The sequence below is a fragment of the Roseateles sp. genome (assembly GCF_039929605.1).
In the GTDB taxonomy this organism is placed as follows: Bacteria; Pseudomonadota; Gammaproteobacteria; order Burkholderiales; family Burkholderiaceae_C; genus Pelomonas.
The window spans coordinates 22,834-37,144 of the sequence record NZ_JBDSQX010000206.1 but is presented as its reverse complement, the minus strand read 5'-3'; the positions used below and the strand labels follow the sequence as shown (position 1 = coordinate 37,144).

The 14,311-nt window shown below is 68.9% G+C and carries 15 protein-coding genes; 9 read left to right on the top strand and 6 right to left on the bottom strand.

Annotated elements, in window-relative coordinates; all coding sequences use genetic code 11:
• The coding region (nirK, locus tag ABIS05_RS27630; RefSeq protein ID WP_348014457.1) for a copper-containing nitrite reductase at positions 1–1,059 on the bottom strand (1,059 nt) is incomplete at its 3' end.
• Between the two features lie 147 nt (positions 1,060–1,206).
• Between nirK and ABIS05_RS27625 the strand changes: the two genes are divergently transcribed.
• The 3 genes from ABIS05_RS27625 to ABIS05_RS27615 all read left to right on the top strand — a co-directional run bounded on the left by ABIS05_RS27625 (position 1,207) and on the right by ABIS05_RS27615 (position 2,243).
• The gene (locus ABIS05_RS27625; protein WP_348014456.1) at positions 1,207–1,425 is read left to right on the top strand and encodes a hypothetical protein; all 219 of its coding nucleotides are present in this window, start codon (positions 1,207–1,209) and stop codon (positions 1,423–1,425) included.
• A gap of 1 nt (position 1,426) precedes the next feature.
• Entirely contained in the window at positions 1,427–1,978 is a 552-nt protein-coding gene (locus ABIS05_RS27620; RefSeq protein ID WP_348014455.1) for a 2'-5' RNA ligase family protein, read from the top strand.
• Positions 1,979–2,063: 85 nt separating this feature from the next.
• The gene (locus ABIS05_RS27615; RefSeq protein ID WP_348014454.1) at positions 2,064–2,243 is read left to right on the top strand and encodes a hypothetical protein; all 180 of its coding nucleotides are present in this window, start codon (positions 2,064–2,066) and stop codon (positions 2,241–2,243) included.
• Positions 2,244–2,304: 61 nt separating this feature from the next.
• Here ABIS05_RS27615 and ABIS05_RS27610 read toward each other — a convergent pair whose 3' ends face one another.
• The 5 genes from ABIS05_RS27610 to pxpB form a co-directional block, all read right to left on the bottom strand.
• A complete protein-coding gene (locus ABIS05_RS27610) occupies positions 2,305–2,538 on the bottom strand; it encodes a CsbD family protein (RefSeq protein WP_348014453.1) in 234 nt (77 codons plus the stop codon).
• 109 nt (positions 2,539–2,647) lie between these two features.
• On the bottom strand, positions 2,648–3,652 hold the full coding sequence (locus ABIS05_RS27605; protein WP_348014452.1) for a DUF72 domain-containing protein: 1,005 nt from the start codon (positions 3,650–3,652) through the stop codon (positions 2,648–2,650).
• Positions 3,649–4,383: a 5-oxoprolinase subunit PxpA gene (gene pxpA, locus ABIS05_RS27600; protein WP_348014451.1), complete on the bottom strand. Its 735-nt coding sequence runs from the start codon at positions 4,381–4,383 to the stop codon at positions 3,649–3,651. The genes ABIS05_RS27605 and pxpA overlap by 4 nt, the downstream gene beginning before the upstream one ends.
• A complete protein-coding gene (locus tag ABIS05_RS27595) occupies positions 4,368–5,300 on the bottom strand; it encodes a biotin-dependent carboxyltransferase family protein (RefSeq protein ID WP_348014450.1) in 933 nt (310 codons plus the stop codon). Before ABIS05_RS27595 ends, pxpA begins: the two co-directional genes overlap by 16 nt.
• Positions 5,297–5,929: a 5-oxoprolinase subunit PxpB gene (gene pxpB / locus ABIS05_RS27590; protein ID WP_348014449.1), complete on the bottom strand. Its 633-nt coding sequence runs from the start codon at positions 5,927–5,929 to the stop codon at positions 5,297–5,299. The genes ABIS05_RS27595 and pxpB overlap by 4 nt, the downstream gene beginning before the upstream one ends.
• Before the next feature lie 196 nt (positions 5,930–6,125).
• On the opposite strand from pxpB, the gene tadA reads away from it, so the two are divergent.
• From tadA to ABIS05_RS27560, 6 genes are read left to right on the top strand one after another with little or no spacing between them, the layout of a single operon-like run.
• A complete protein-coding gene (gene tadA / locus ABIS05_RS27585; protein WP_348014448.1) occupies positions 6,126–6,668 on the top strand; it encodes a tRNA adenosine(34) deaminase TadA in 543 nt (180 codons plus the stop codon).
• Positions 6,668–7,648 carry an LD-carboxypeptidase gene (locus ABIS05_RS27580; RefSeq protein ID WP_348014447.1) on the top strand — a complete coding sequence of 327 codons (981 nt, stop codon included), beginning with the start codon at positions 6,668–6,670 and terminating at the stop codon, positions 7,646–7,648. The genes tadA and ABIS05_RS27580 overlap by 1 nt, the downstream gene beginning before the upstream one ends.
• 39 nt (positions 7,649–7,687) lie before the next feature.
• Positions 7,688–9,877, top strand: a complete 2,190-nt coding sequence (locus ABIS05_RS27575; protein ID WP_348014446.1) for an ABC transporter substrate-binding protein — start codon at positions 7,688–7,690, stop codon at positions 9,875–9,877.
• On the top strand, positions 9,877–10,860 hold the full coding sequence (locus ABIS05_RS27570; protein ID WP_348014445.1) for an ABC transporter permease: 984 nt from the start codon (positions 9,877–9,879) through the stop codon (positions 10,858–10,860). The genes ABIS05_RS27575 and ABIS05_RS27570 overlap by 1 nt, the downstream gene beginning before the upstream one ends.
• The gene (locus ABIS05_RS27565) at positions 10,857–12,293 is read left to right on the top strand and encodes an ABC transporter permease (RefSeq protein ID WP_348014444.1); all 1,437 of its coding nucleotides are present in this window, start codon (positions 10,857–10,859) and stop codon (positions 12,291–12,293) included. Before ABIS05_RS27570 ends, ABIS05_RS27565 begins: the two co-directional genes overlap by 4 nt.
• Positions 12,286–14,118 carry a dipeptide ABC transporter ATP-binding protein gene (locus ABIS05_RS27560; RefSeq protein ID WP_348014443.1) on the top strand — a complete coding sequence of 611 codons (1,833 nt, stop codon included), beginning with the start codon at positions 12,286–12,288 and terminating at the stop codon, positions 14,116–14,118. Before ABIS05_RS27565 ends, ABIS05_RS27560 begins: the two co-directional genes overlap by 8 nt.
• Positions 14,119–14,311: the final 193 nt, after the last annotated feature.

The window sequence follows — 14,311 nt, the reverse complement described above, 5'->3', positions numbered from 1 at the left end:
CGCGGCCGTCGTCGCCGTGGCCACGGCGTTCAGGTTGGGCGCCGCGCGGTCACCCAGGTAGACGGAGTCGACCTCCTTGCCCGAGTAGATGGACTTGTCCTCGGGGCCATCGACCTTCAGGATGGCCAGCGCGCCCTTGTTGAAGGCACGGAAGATGGAATGGTCCACCAGCACATAGCTGCCCGGCACCTTGGCCTTGAAGTCGACGATGGCCGCGCCGCCGGCGGGGATCAGCGTCGTCTGCACGTTCTTCTGCGCCAGCGAGCCGCCCTCGAAGCGCACATTGTCGAAGATGGCGCCGATGACGTGGAAGCTCGACACCAGGTTGGGCCCGCCGTTGCCGACGAACATGCGCACCGTTTCACCGACCTTGGCCGTCAACGCGCGCTCGCCGGTCAGCGCGCCTTCCGCGCCGTTGAACAGCACATAGGTCGGCCGCTCGTCGATGGCCTTCTCCATGTCGAAGGGCTGCAGGCCCTTCTCGCGGTACTTGCCGGTCGTGTAGAAGTCGCCCTGCATGACGTAGAACTCGTGGTCCACCTTGGGCAGGCCTTCGGGCGGCTCGACGAGGATGAGGCCGTACATGCCGTTGGCCACGTGCATGCCCACAGGCGCCGTGGCGCAGTGGTAGACGTAGATGCCCTCGTTCAGCGCCTTGAAGCTGAACTGCGATTCATGCCCCGGCGCGGTGAAGCTGGACGCCGCGCCGCCGCCCGGGCCTGTCACGCCGTGCAGGTCGATGTTGTGGGGCATCTTGCTGCTGGGGTGGTTCTTCAGGTGGAACTCCACCGTGTCGCCCTGGCGCACGCGGATGAAGCTGCCCGGCACCGTGCCGCCAAAGGTCCAGAAGGTATAGCTGACGCCTTCGGAGATGGGCATGTCTTTCTCGATGACTTCCAGCTCGACGATCACCTTGGCCGGCGACTTGCGGCCCGTGGGCGGCGGCACGAAGGGCGGGCTGGTCAGCTTGGCCTGGACGACCGGCAGCGCATTGCCTGGTGCGCCCTGGGCCAGCGTGGAAACAGTGATGGCGGCGAGCAGTAGCAGGCGCTGCAGCATGGCGGGACTCCCGTTGTGGTTGAAGCCAGGAGCGCGTCGGCTCGTGGCGGGACCATGCTAGGCAGCGGCGTAGCGCGGCGCCTTGCGCTGGATCAAGCTTGCCAGTGCCGGCTATGCTCTTTGGCAACTCAACGCTTCCAGCCTGCCATGCGAGCCGCCTTCAGCCTTCTCGCCCTCGTCATCGTTGCGGCCATCGTGCTGTCGCTGGTCAAGAAGCAGGCGGCGGCGCTCAAGCCACCGGCGGCCGGTGCGTCCGCTGCGAGCACCGCCTTGCCGCGACCGCAGGCTGTGGGCCAGCAGGTGCAGGACAGCCTCAACGACGCGGCCAAACGCGCTGCCGACGAGGCTTCCGCCGCGACAAATTGACATGACCGGCCACAAGCTCTTCTTCGCGCTGCGGCCCGATGAAGAGACGGCCGAGCGCATCGCGCGTGTCGTTGCGGCGGAGCACGAGGCGCGGGGCCTGGCGCCCCGGCTGCGGCCCAGCCGCATCTTCCACATCACGCTGCACTACTTCGGCTACTTCCCCGGCGAACCTGATGCGCACGTCGTCGACAGCGCAAAGCGGGCTGCGGCGGAGGTCGTGCGACCGGCCTTCGATCTCGGCTTCGATAGTTTCACCAGCTGGGGCGACGAGCGCGCCAACAAGCACCCCTTCGTGCTGACCGGCGGCCAGGGCCTGGAGGCGGTGCGCGACCTGCGCGACGCGCTAGGCGAACGCCTCGTTGCGCATGGCCTGGTGGCGCCCGTGCCTGTGCACGACTACGAGCCGCATCTGACGCTGCGCTACGACAAGCGCCCCGCGCCCGTCTGGGCGATCGATCTGGCCGGCTGGGTCGCGGGCGAGTTCGTGCTCGTCAAGAGCCCGCAGGGTTTGACGCGGCATGACGTCATCGGGCGTTGGCCCTTGCAGGGCTGAGTCCTACAGCGCATGCCGTCGCTGGCCGACCAGCCTCGCTGAGGTCAAAGGCCACCATGCGCCATCCTTGCAAGGAGATATCGCCATGATCATCAAGCCCTTCATTGTCTTCCTGGCCACCTCGCTCCTGGCCACCAAGCTGGTCCAAGGCCTCAGCAGGAAGCGGCACTTGCGCCGCGTCCGTGACGATCAACGTCGTCATCATGACGAGGTGACCCGTTGGGAGGGCGAGGGCGGCAACCTGCCGATCAAGCCGCAGCGCTGAAGCTGCGCAACCCACGAAAAAGCCGCCCGTTGAGGGCGGCTGATGTCGTGGCCCCAGGGCCTCAGACCTTGGTGCGCGGCTTGTCGAACCAGTCGTCCGTGGCGCTGCGCTCCCAGGCGGTGATCTGCTTTTCGGCGTCGTCCTTGGCGACGCCGTAACGCTCCTGGATCTTGCCGGCGAGCTGGTCGCGGCGGCCGGCGACGACGTCGAGGTCGTCATCGGTCAGCTTGCCCCATTGCTCCTGCGCCTTGCCGGTGACTTGCTTCCATTGGCCTTCAATGCGGTCCCAGTTCATGGTGACTCCTTGTGACGATGCAGCTTGCGCTGCGGTGACGTCACTGTGCTTGGCGGCACGTCGTTTGCGGGTCGGCGCAGGCGGAACGCGGCTGTAGGAGCACGCCGGTTCAGCCGCCCACGATGGCCTGGGCGAGCGCCCGCACGCTCAGCGGTGCCGAACCCTCGGCCTTGTTGGAGATGGTGACGAACACGTCCTGCCCCGCGCTTGCCGTGCCGCGGATGACGCGGGCCAGTTCGGCGCGCGTCTCGGGGTCCGGGTCCAACATCTCATTGAACTCGCCGTAGCGCTTCTCGGCGACTTCATAGCCGTAGGCGCCATGCAGGCGGTTCAGGTTCCAGCGCGCCACCAGCGGGCCGGGCCAGAGCGCGCGCAGCAGCGGCAACTGCTCGGCGAGCGGTGGCAGCTTGGGGTGCAGGCCCAGGCAGTAGCGCGCGCCGGTGTCGCGCAGCAGGGCAACGAAGTCTGGCATTCGTTCGGGCGTGAGCCAGGCAGCGTCGCGCACCTCGACGGCAAGCACGCCGGCCGGTGGTTTGGGCAGCGCCAGCAGCAGCGCGTGCAGGCGGTCGAAGGGCTCGTTCATGCGCGCCAGCAGCGGGCCGGGCAGGGGGCTGATCTGAAAGACCAGTGCGCCGATGCTCGTGCCCAGGCCTTCGTAGGCCGGCTCGATGAAGTCCTGCAGCGCGGCGCTCGGGTCCAGGAACAGCGGGTTGAGCTGCTGGCCCCGGCCGTCCTCGCTGCGCAGCAGTGGATCGGAGACCAAGCTGGGCGCCTTGACCGTAAAGCGAAAGCCGCGCGGCACCTGCTCGGCATGGCGCTGGAACTCGGCCGCCGCGAGTGGCCGGTAGAAGCCGCGATCGATGCCCACGGCGCGCAGCAGTGGGTGGGCGGCGTAGGCCGGCAGGCCGGTCTTGGACAGCGTCGCCTCGCTGTGCTTGCCGGCCCACACCAGGCCTTGCCAGCCGGGGTAGCTCCAGGTCGACGTGCCAAGGTGGATGTGGGGCAACAGCGTGCTGGCCAGCGCGATGTCTTCGGCCAGCGGCGGCGCGGGCTGTACGCCGCGTGGGCGTTTGCTAGGCGCGTCAGTGCCGAAGAGGTCGTTCTGCTCGGTCATGCGCGCAGCTGCACCCCGGCGGCCTTGAGCGCCGCGTGGATGGCGCGGGCGAAGGCGAGGGCGTGCGGGCCGTCGCCATGCAGGCAAATCGTCTGCGCCTGCAGCGGCACGGTCTCGCCGGTCACGGCTTGCACGACGCCGTCGCGCACCATGCGCAGCGTGCGCGTGACGGCCTCGTCCACGTCTTCCACGTGGGCACCCGGCTGGCTGCGCGGCACCAGGCTGCCATCGGCGCGGTAGCCGCGGTCGGCGAAGATCTCGGCCACCGCACGCAGGCCGGCGCGCTCGGCGGCGCGCAGCAGCTCGCTGCCGGCCAGCCCGTAGACGGCGAGCGCCGGGTTAACGTCGAGTACGGCGGCCGCGATGGCATCGGCCAGCGCCGGGTCACGCGCGGCCTGGTTGTAGAGGGCGCCGTGGGGCTTGACGTGGTGCAACCGGCCGCCCTGGGCGCGCACGAGGGCATCCAGCGCACCGAGCTGGTAGATCAGGTCGGCGCGCACGTCGGCAGGCGAGAGCTGCATCTCGCTGCGGCCGAAGTTCTGGCGGTCGGGGTAGCTCGGGTGGGCGCCGATGGCCACGCCGCGCGCCAGCGCCGCCGTGACGGTGGCCTGCATCAGCCGCGCGTCGCCGGCATGCCAGCCGCAGGCGATGTTGGCGGAGCTGACGAGGGTGAGCAGCTCGGCGTCGTCGGGCGCGCCTTCGCCGAGGTCGGCGTTCAGGTCGACATGCATAGCGCAATCCTCATCTGGTCGAGCAGCAATCGTTGTTCGCGCAGCGCCGCCAGCGCCTCGGCATGCGTGCAGGGAAGGAAGCGCAGCCGGGCGCCGAGGCGCAGCTGGCCGAGCTTCCACAGGTCGGCGCGAATGACGACGCCGATCTTGGGGTAGCCGCCGGTCGTCTGCGCGTCGGCCAGCAACACGATGGGCTGGCCCGAGGGCGGCACCTGGATAACGCCGGGCAGCACGCCGTGCGAGGCCAGTTCCTCGCCGCGTTCACGTTGCAGCACGGGGCCGGCGAGGCGGTAGCCCATGCGGTTGCTCTGCGGCGTGACGGTCCAGTCGCCGGCCCAGAAGGCCTCGCGCGCTGTCGTCGTGAAGTCCTGGTGCTCGGGGCCGGGCAGCACGCGCACGGCCGGCGTCCACTCGGGTGGGCGCATGCCCACAGTTCGCGCGGGCAGGGCGGGGGGAGCGTTCAGTGGCAGTTGGTCGCCATCGCGCAGCGCGCGGCCGTCCAGCCCGCCGAAGCCGCCCTTGAGATCGGTGCTGCGCGAGCCCAGCACTTCGGGCAGGTCGATACCGCCCGCCACGCTGACGTAGCTGCGCATGCGCTCGTGCGGCGCGGCGAGCTTGAGCGTCTGGCCGGCGCGCACGCGCTGCCGCCACCAAGCGCGCAGCGGCTGGCCATCGAGGCTGGCGTCGGTGTCCGTGCCGGTGACGGCGATGCAGGTGTCGGTGTGAAAACACAGCGTGGCCGCGCCGAGCGTGAACTCGAGCGCCGCTGTGCCGGGCGGGTTGCCGACGAGCAGGTTGCCGGCCTGCAGCGCGAACTCGTCCAGCGCGCCGCACAGGCTCAGGCCCCGGTCGCGCCAGCCGGGGCGGCCGAGGTCCTGCACGGTGGCCAGCGGGCCGGCGCGAATGATCTCGATCATGTCGGCACGAAGCGCACGCGGTCGCCCGGTGCCAGCAACGACGGCGGCTCGGCGGTCGGGTCGAACAGCGCCAGCGACGTGCGCCCGATGAGCTGCCAGCCGCCCGGCGTGGCCAGCGGGTAGATGCCGGTCTGCGCGCCACCGATGCCCACGCTGCCGGCCGGCACGGCCACGCGCGGCTCGCTGCGGCGCGGCGTGTGCAGGGCTTCGTCCAAGCCGCCGAGATAGGCGAAACCGGGCTGGAAGCCGATGAAATAGACGACGTACTGGCCTTGCGTGTGGCGGCGCACGACCTCGTCTGCGCTCAGCCCGCAGTGGGTGGCGACGTCGCCGAGGTCGGGGCCGTCGTAGGTGACCGGGATTTCGACCAGTCGGCCAAGCTGCTGGCGGCGCGGCGGCTTGGCCCACAGCGCGAGCGCGGCGGCTTCCAGCTCGGCGGGGTCGGTGCGCAGCGGGTCGAACACGAGGGTCAGGTTGTTCATGCCGGGGATCAATTCCTGCACGCCGTTCACGTCTGCGAGGCCTGCCGCGAGCTGCCAGATGCGTTCCTGCTGCGCCAGCGACACCGGCGCCGGCAGCGCGCAGCACAGTGCCGTTTCGCCGAGGGGATGGACAGACAACTCATCCATCTCAGATTTCCATTCCGCATTCGCGGCAGCTGTGCCGCATGAAACGGGAGAGGACGTGCGGCAAGAGAACACAGCCACAGAGGCACGGAGGCACAGAGGGGCCTTCATCCCGCCTCCTCTGTGTCTCTGTGCCTCTGTGGCTGTGTTTGGTTTTCACTTCAGCAGCATGCCATGGTCGCCTAAACTGCCGCCCCAGATGACCGAGCCCCTCTTCACGCCCGCCGACGAGTACGCCATGCGGCTCGCGCTCGATCAGGCGCAGAACGCCTGGCTGGTGGGCGAGGTGCCTGTCGGGGCCGTCATTACGCGCGGCGGCCAGGTCGTTGCGACCGGCTACAACCGGCCCATCACGACGCACGACCCGACGGCGCATGCCGAGATCGTCGCCCTGCGCCACGCCGCCGCGCTGCTGGAGAACTACCGCCTGCCCGAGTGCGAGCTCTACGTGACGCTGGAGCCCTGCGCGATGTGCGCGATGGCGCTGATGCACGCGCGCTTCAAGCGCGTCGTGTTCGCGGCGCCGGACCCCAAGACCGGCGTGGCGGGCTCGGTCATCGATCTGTTCGCCCAGCCCCAGCTCAACCATCACACGCGCATCGAGAGCGGGCTGATGGCCGAGGCCTCCGCCAAGCTGCTGCGTGAGTTTTTTGCCGAGCGCCGCGAGGCCGCCCGCGCCCGCCGCGCCGAGCGCCAGGGCCTGATCCCTACCGGCGAAGCTACCCACCTGGACGAATCCTGATGACCTCACTGACCCTGTTCACCCCCGCTGGCGCGCTGCCCAAGGCGGAGCCGCTCAAGCGCGCGGCCAAGCGGCTGACCCAGCTCGGCTTCGAGGTCGCCATCGACGCCGATGCGTTGGCCCGGCACCAGCGCTTTGGCGGCGACGACGCGACGCGGCTGGCGGCCCTGCATCGCATCGCCGATGCCGCACCGTCCATCGCGCTGGCCACGCGCGGCGGCTACGGCCTCACGCGGCTGCTGGACCAGATCGACTGGGCCCGCATCGCCAAGAGCGTCGAGCGCGGCACGCGGTGGGTAGGCTACAGCGACCTCACGGCGCTGCAGAACGGCTTCATTGCCCGTCATAAGGGGCTGGCGATGTGGGCCGGCCCGCTGGGCTGTGACGACTTTGGCCGCAGCGAGGCGGAAGGCGGCGTGGACGAGGTCACGCGCGACTGCTTCCTCGAAGCCATGAGCGGCGCGCTGGAAGCGGTGGGCTTTCGGGAGCCGAGCGGCAGCTTCGACGGCCTGCAGGCGCGCGGCCGGCTGTGGGGCGGCAACCTGACGGTGCTGTGCTCGCTGCTCGGCACGCCGCACTGGCCCAAGATCAAGGGCGGCATCCTGTTCCTGGAAGACGTCAACGAGCATCCCTACCGCGTCGAGCGCCAGTTGCTGCAGTTGCAGCAGGCGGGCGTCATCGACGCGCAGGCGGCCGTGTTGTTGGGCGACTTCAGCGGCGCGGCCAAGACGCCGAACGACCGGGGCTATGGCCTCAAGGACGCCATCGCCGCGCTGCGCAGTCGCACCAAGACGCCGGTGCTGACCGGGCTGCCGTTCGGCCATGTGCGCACCAAGGTCTGCCTGCCGGTGGGTGGCACGGTGGAGCTCTACGTGCAGGGCCGCGAGGCGATCGTGGGCTGGCAGTCGGACCCGCGCCTCGCGCATGGCGCGCATGGGCACGATGACGATTGCGCCCCTGATTGCGCGCACACACACTGACTTGTCGTGCTGGGGTTCGGCGGCTGGTTCAAACGCTGCATGGGCGCATTCGCGCTCGTGCTGCTCGCCGCCTGCAACAACAGCCCCCACCCGCTCGGTGCCGAGCGCGAGAACACGCTCTTCATGGCCTTCTCGGAGCGCTCGCCGCGCTACCTTGACCCGACCTCGTCTTACACGGCGCCCGAGAGCACCTATGTCTACGAGATCAGCGAGCCGCCCTACGGCTACCACCCGCTCAAGCGGCCGTATTCGCTGATCCCGCGCGCTGCCGAGGCGCTGGCCAAGCCTTACTACCTCGATGCGCAAGGACGGCGACTGCCCGACGATGCGCCCGACGAGCAGGTCGCCGAAGCCGTCTATGACGTGCCCATCCGCCCGGGCCTGAAGTGGTCGCCCCATCCGGCCTTCGCCAGGGACGCACAAGGCAACTATCTCTACCACCACCTCAAGCCCGGCGAGCTGGCTGGCAAGCGCAGCCCTTTCGACTTCAAGCAGCTGGCCACGCGCGAGGTGGTGGCAGAGGACTTCGTCTACGCGCTCAAGCGGCATGCCAGCCCGCGCCTGGATGCGCCAGTGGCAGCGGTGTTCTCCGAGCACGTCATCGGGCTGAAGGACTACATGGCGACGGTCAGGCGCGAGAACGACGCCCAGCTCGCCGGCCTGCCCGAGAACCTGGCGGACAAGCCCTTCCTGGACCTGCGCCGCTGGCCGCTGGCCGGTGTCGTCGCCGTGAACGACCACCTGCTGCGCATCCGCCTCAAGGGCCGCTATCCGCAATGGCGGTACTGGATGGCCACCAACTTCACGGCGGCCATCCCGTGGGAGGTGGACGCCTTCTACGCCCAGCCCGGCATGGCGGCCAACTCGATGAGTTGGAACCAGTGGCCGGTCGGCAGCGGCCCCTTCATGATGACGGAGTACGTGCAGGACCGCCGGCACGTGATGAGCCGCAATCCCAACTACCGGCCCGACACCTACCCCTGCGAAGGCAGCGCAGGCGACGCCGAGGCCGGGCGGCTGGCCGATTGCGGCAAGCGTATGCCCTTCGTCGACAAGGTCGTGGCCATCAACGTCAAGGAGCAGGTGCCGATCAAGGAAATGTTCAAGCAGGGCTATCTCGACCTGCCCGAGATGGACCGCTCCGACTGGGGCGTGAACCTGGCCGTGGACCGCGACGACTCGGACGAAGTGAAGGCCTTCTTCCAGCAGCGCGGCTTCCAGCTGCCGACGGACGTGGACATTACCAACTGGTACCTGGGCTTCAACTGGCTGGACCCGGTTGTCGGCAAGGGCGACACACCCGAGCAGCAGCGGCGCAACCGCGCGCTGCGCCAGGCCATCTCGATCGCCATCGACTGGGAGGAAGGCTACGGCGGCATCTTCCGCGCCAAGGGTGGAGACGCGGCCCATGGGCCTATCCCGCCGGGTGTGTTCGGTTCGAAGGAAGGCCAGCCCGGTGAGTACAACCCGGTCACGCACAACCTCGTCAACGGCAAGGCCGTGCGCCGGCCGCTGTCGGATGCCTTCAAGCTGATGGCCGAGGCCGGCTACCCCGACGGCCGCGACGCCAGGACGGGCAAGCCGCTGGTGCTGAACTACGACTTCCAGCGCGTCGTGACGCCCGAACTGAAGGCCGAGAACGACTGGCTGGTGCGGCAGTTCGCCAAGCTGGGCATCCAGCTCGACATCCGCGCGACCGACTTCAACCAGTTCCAGGAAAAGATCCGCCAAGGCAAGCACCAGATCTTCTGGTGGGGCTGGTTTGCGGACTACCCCGACGCCGAGAACTTCCTCTTCCTGCTCTATGGCCCAAATGCCAAGAGCCTGCACGAGGGCGAGAACGTGTCCAACTACGTCAACCCCGAGTTCGACCGGCTGTTCCGCAAGCTGCAGTCGCTGGAGGACGGCCCGCAGAAGGCTCAGGTCATGGCGCAGATGAACGACATCGCGCGCCAGGACGCGCCCTGGGCCTGGGGCTTTTGGAGCTATTCCGGCCTGGCCTTCCAGCACTGGGTGCACAACGGCAAGCCCGGCGTCGTCGTGCGCGACCGGGCGCGGTATCTGCGTGTGGACGTGAATGAGCGCGCCAGCAAGCTCGCCGAATGGAATCGGCCGGTCTGGTGGCCGCTGCTGGTGCTGGCGGCTGGTGGGCTGGCCATCTTCATCGCCACGCGCCGCGCCTGGCGCCGGCGCGAGACGGCCACGGCCGTCAGAGCCGAGGCCGCCTGATGCTGCGCTTCGTGCTGCGCCGCCTGGGCTACGGCCTGGCCATCCTCGTGGGCGTCAACCTCTTCACCTTCTTCCTGTTCTTCTCGGTCAACACGCCCGACGATATGGCGCGGCTGAACATCGGCGGCAAGCGCATCACGCAGGCCCAGATCGAGACCTGGAAGACCGAGCGCGGCTACGACAAGCCGCTGTACTTCGACGCCAGCCGCAGCGGGGCAGAGCAACTCACGCACACCATCCTGTGGGAGCGGTCGGTGAGCCTGTTCGCGCTGGACTTCGGCAAGAGCGATGCGCGCCAGGCCGTCAACATCGGCCACGAGGTCAAGGTGCGCATGGGCGTCAGCCTGCGGCTGGCGCTGCCGCTCTTCATCCTGCAGGTGATCGCCAGCATCGCGTTCTCGCTGCTGCTGGTGTTCTTCCGGCATACGCGCATCGACTTCTGGGGCGTCGTGCTCTGCGTGCTGATGCTGTCCATCAGCAGCCTGTTCTACATCATCGTGGGGCAGTTCCTGTTCGCCCGCCTGCTCAAGCTGGTGCCCATGAGCGGTTTCGCGCCGGGGCTGGATGCGGTGCGCTTTCTGGCGCTGCCGATACTGTTATCGCTGCTGTCGCGCCTGGGCGGCGAGGCGCGGCTGTACCGCGCGATGTTCCTGGAAGAGATGGGCAGGGACTACGTGCGCACCGCGCGCGCCAAGGGCCTGAGCGAAGGCCGCGTGCTGAGCCGCCACGTGCTGCGCAACGCCCTCATCCCCATCATCACCAGCGCCGGCAGCTACCTGCCTTATGTCTTCCTCGGCAGCCTCGTCTTCGAGAGCTTCTTCGGCATCCCGGGCCTGGGCGCCTTCGTCATCGAGGCCATCACGGGGCAGGACTTCGCCATCGTGCGCACCATGGTCTTTCTTGGCGCGCTGCTCTACATCGCCAGCAATGCGCTGATCGACATCGCCTACACGTGGGTCGATCCGCGGGTGAGGTTGCAATGAAGTTCGTGCTGCTCTGGACCGACCTGGCCTTGTGGCTGATGGTGGCGGCCGTTGCCGGCTACGCCTTGCGTGTGCGCTCGCAGGCCACGCTGCGCAACACCTGGCGCCGCGTGCTGCGCGACCCGGTGGCCGCGAGCGCCGGTGTCGTCATGGCGCTCTTCCTGCTCGTCACGATGGTCGACAGCATCCACCTGCGGCCGGCGCTGGCAACGACCGACGGCAGCACCGTCTACGACACGCGCACGCTGTCCACGCTGGACCTGCTGCTGGCGCGCCAGACCGCCATGCGCGAGGTGAGCTACTCCGTGCCGCTGGGCACGCATGGCTTCAACAAGGAGAGCGTCGTCGATGCGCAAGGCCAGGCCAGGCGCGATTACCCACGGCTGAAATTCGGCGGCGCGCATCTGCGCGACCCGGCCACGCAATGGGCCGGTGACGCGGCCCGCCGCGCCGCGCTGGGCCTGGCCGGCGGCGCCGCTATCGCCGCGCTGCTGGTCGCGCTGACGGCCGCCGCGTTGGCCCGCCATCACCACGGCTGGCGCCACGCGTTGGCCGACCTCGCCGGCGACCGCACTTTCTACCCGCTGCGCGCCATCCTCATCACGCTGACGATCACGCTGCTGCTCGCCGGTCCCGTCCTCGCCTTGATGCCGCATTACCACGTGTTTGGCACGGACCGTACCGGCAACGACGTCTTCGTGCAGGCACTCAAGAGTGTGCGCACGGCCTTCGTCATCGGCGCGCTGTCCACGCTGGCCACGTTGCCGCTGGCGTTGTTCCTGGGCGTGCTGGCCGGCTACTACAAGGGCTGGGTGGACGAAGCCATCCAGTACCTCTACACAACGCTCAGCTCCGTGCCCAACGTGCTGCTGATCGCGGCCTGTGTGCTGATGGTGCAGGTCTACTTCGACAAGAACCCCGAGCTCTTCGAGACCGCCGCCGAACGGTCGGACCTGAAGATGCTGATGCTCTGCCTCATCCTCGGCCTGACCGGCTGGGCCGGCCTGTGCCGCCTGGTGCGTGCCGAGACGCTCAAGGTGAGAGAGCTGGACTACGTGCAGGCGGCGGCGGCCTTCGGCGTGAGCGACCTGCGCATCATGGCGCGCCACATCCTGCCCAACGTGATGCACCTGGTGCTGATCACCGTCGTGCTGAGCTTCTCCGAGCTGATCCTCTACGAAGCCGTGCTGACCTACGTCGGCGTCGGCGTGGACCCGACGACGAGCAGCTTCGGCAGCATGATCAACCTGGCCCGCGCCGAGATGTCGCGCGACCCCATCGTCTGGTGGAGCTTCGCGGCGGCCTTCGGCTTCATGGTCGGCCTGGTGCTGGCCGCAAACCTGTTTGCCGACGGCGTGCGCGATGCCTTCGACCCCAAGGCGCGCTCGGCCCGGCCGCGCGTCTTCCAGCGCCGGGGTGCCGTCGATGCTTGAGATCGACGACCTGCGCGTGCAGCTGGACGCCGATGCCGGCCTGGTGCGTGCCATCGACGGCATGCACCTCGCGCTGGCACGCGGCGAGACCTTCGCACTCGTTGGCGAGAGCGGCTGCGGCAAGAGCATGACGGCGCTGGCGCTGATGCGGCTGCTGCCCGAGGCCGGCCGTGTGGCCAGCGGCGCCGTGCGCCTGGACGGCCAGAACCTGCTGGCCCTGCCCGAGAGCCGCATGCGCGACGTGCGCGGCGGGCGCATGGCCATGATCTTCCAGGAGCCATCGACCAGCCTGAACCCGGTTATGCGCGTGGGCGACCAGATCGTCGAGGCTATTCAAGCGCACACGCCATTGCGCGGCTCGGCCGCCCGCGCCAAGGCCATCGACTGGCTGGCGCGCGTTGGCATCCCCGAGCCTGAACGGCGCATCGACGACTACCCTTTTCGCCTGTCCGGCGGCCAGAAGCAGCGTGTGATGATCGCCATGGCGCTCGCTGCCGAGCCCGACTACCTGATCGCCGACGAGCCGACAACGGCGCTGGACGTGACTATTCAGGCGCAGATCCTCGACCTCATCCGCGACCTGCAGCGCGAGCGCCAGCTCGGCGTGCTGCTCATCACGCACGACTTGGCGGTGGTCAGCGGCATGGCCCATCGCGTGGCGCTGATGTATGCCGGCCAGATCATCGAAGTCGCGCCGGCCGCCGAGTTCTTCGCCCATCCCAAGCACCCCTACGCCCGCTTGCTGCTGCAGGCGCTGCCCGACGCCGCCCGGCGCGGCGAGCCCCTGGCTGCCATCGCCGGCACCGTGCCGCCGCTGTGGCTGGCGTTCGCCGGCTGCCGTTTCGAGCCGCGCTGCGACAAGGCCATGCGCCACTGCGCAGCGACGCCGCCGGTGTTGACGGAAGCAGGCCCGCAGCACCAGGTGCGTTGCCTGCTCTACAGCCAACCGGGCGAGGCGCTGCCGTGCGAAGTGGCCGTGCCCCGGCAACTGCCGGCCGCGCCGGCCGAGTCGGGCGAGCCGCTGCTCGATGTGCGCGACCTGCGCGTGCGCTTCCTGCTGAAGGCGCCGCTGTTCGCGCGCGGCCCGCGACACTTCGACGCAGTCGATGGTGTCAGCTACCAGCACCACGCCGGCCGTACGCTGGCGCTGGTGGGTGAGTCCGGCTGCGGCAAGACGACCTCCGGCAAGGCCGTCGTGCAGCTGCTGCGCCGCCAAGCCGAGATCAGCGGCCAGGCGCTGTTCGACGGCCAGGATCTGTTCCACCTCAGCGGCGCCGCCCTCGTGAAGGCGCGGCGCAGCATCCAGATCATTTTTCAGGACCCCTTCGCCTCGCTGAACCCGCGCATGCGCGTGGCCGACGTGCTGGAAGAAGGCCTGATCGCGCTGCGCCCGGACCTTGACGCCGCAGCTCGCCAGGACCGCCTGCACGCCCTCGTCGACCAAGTCGGTCTGCGCCGCGACGCTCTGAAACGCTGGCCGCACGAGTTCTCGGGTGGCCAACGCCAGCGCATCGCCATCGCCCGCGCCCTGGCCGTGGAGCCGCGCCTCATCGTCTGCGACGAGCCGACGTCCGCGCTGGACGTGTCGGTGCAGGCCCAGATCCTCAACCTGTTGCGCGAACTGCAACGCGAGCAGGGCCTGGCCTACCTTTTCATCACGCACAACATCGGCGTCGTCGAGTACATCGCCGACGATATTGCCGTCATGCAGCGCGGCCGCATCGTCGAGCAGGGTGCCTGCGCCAGCGTGCTCGGTCAGCCGCGCGAGGGCTACACGCAGAGCCTGCTCGCCGCAGTGCCACGGCTCGTCCTCAAACCTGCCTGAACGCGTCGCGCAGCCGCAACGCCTAGAGCTATCTCTCTAGGGATGGCAACGCTCGAAAACCTAAGTAAATCAAAGGTTTACGAAACAACGCTGGCGCCCTAGGGACATCTACGGGGCGGAGCGCATGTTGCACCCGCACAAACTCCGTCACCCCCTCAAATCTGAGCCTACCGCTCAGGTCAAGGAGTGACCC

Bases quoted from the DNA above. Each gene is read 5' to 3' on its own strand.
- ABIS05_RS27625 (WP_348014456.1), top strand. From the start codon at position 1,207: ATGCGAGCCGCCTTCAGCCTTCTCGCCCTCGTCATCGTTGCGGCCATC.
- ABIS05_RS27620 (WP_348014455.1), top strand. From the start codon at position 1,427: ATGACCGGCCACAAGCTCTTCTTCGCGCTGCGGCCCGATGAAGAGACG.
- ABIS05_RS27615 (WP_348014454.1), top strand. From the start codon at position 2,064: ATGATCATCAAGCCCTTCATTGTCTTCCTGGCCACCTCGCTCCTGGCC.
- ABIS05_RS27610 (WP_348014453.1), bottom strand. From the start codon at position 2,538: ATGAACTGGGACCGCATTGAAGGCCAATGGAAGCAAGTCACCGGCAAG.
- ABIS05_RS27605 (WP_348014452.1), bottom strand. From the start codon at position 3,652: ATGACCGAGCAGAACGACCTCTTCGGCACTGACGCGCCTAGCAAACGC.
- pxpA (WP_348014451.1), bottom strand. From the start codon at position 4,383: ATGCATGTCGACCTGAACGCCGACCTCGGCGAAGGCGCGCCCGACGAC.
- ABIS05_RS27595 (WP_348014450.1), bottom strand. From the start codon at position 5,300: ATGATCGAGATCATTCGCGCCGGCCCGCTGGCCACCGTGCAGGACCTC.
- pxpB (WP_348014449.1), bottom strand. From the start codon at position 5,929: ATGGATGAGTTGTCTGTCCATCCCCTCGGCGAAACGGCACTGTGCTGC.
- tadA (WP_348014448.1), top strand. From the start codon at position 6,126: ATGACCGAGCCCCTCTTCACGCCCGCCGACGAGTACGCCATGCGGCTC.
- ABIS05_RS27580 (WP_348014447.1), top strand. From the start codon at position 6,668: ATGACCTCACTGACCCTGTTCACCCCCGCTGGCGCGCTGCCCAAGGCG.
- ABIS05_RS27575 (WP_348014446.1), top strand. From the start codon at position 7,688: ATGGGCGCATTCGCGCTCGTGCTGCTCGCCGCCTGCAACAACAGCCCC.
- ABIS05_RS27570 (WP_348014445.1), top strand. From the start codon at position 9,877: ATGCTGCGCTTCGTGCTGCGCCGCCTGGGCTACGGCCTGGCCATCCTC.
- ABIS05_RS27565 (WP_348014444.1), top strand. From the start codon at position 10,857: ATGAAGTTCGTGCTGCTCTGGACCGACCTGGCCTTGTGGCTGATGGTG.
- ABIS05_RS27560 (WP_348014443.1), top strand. From the start codon at position 12,286: ATGCTTGAGATCGACGACCTGCGCGTGCAGCTGGACGCCGATGCCGGC.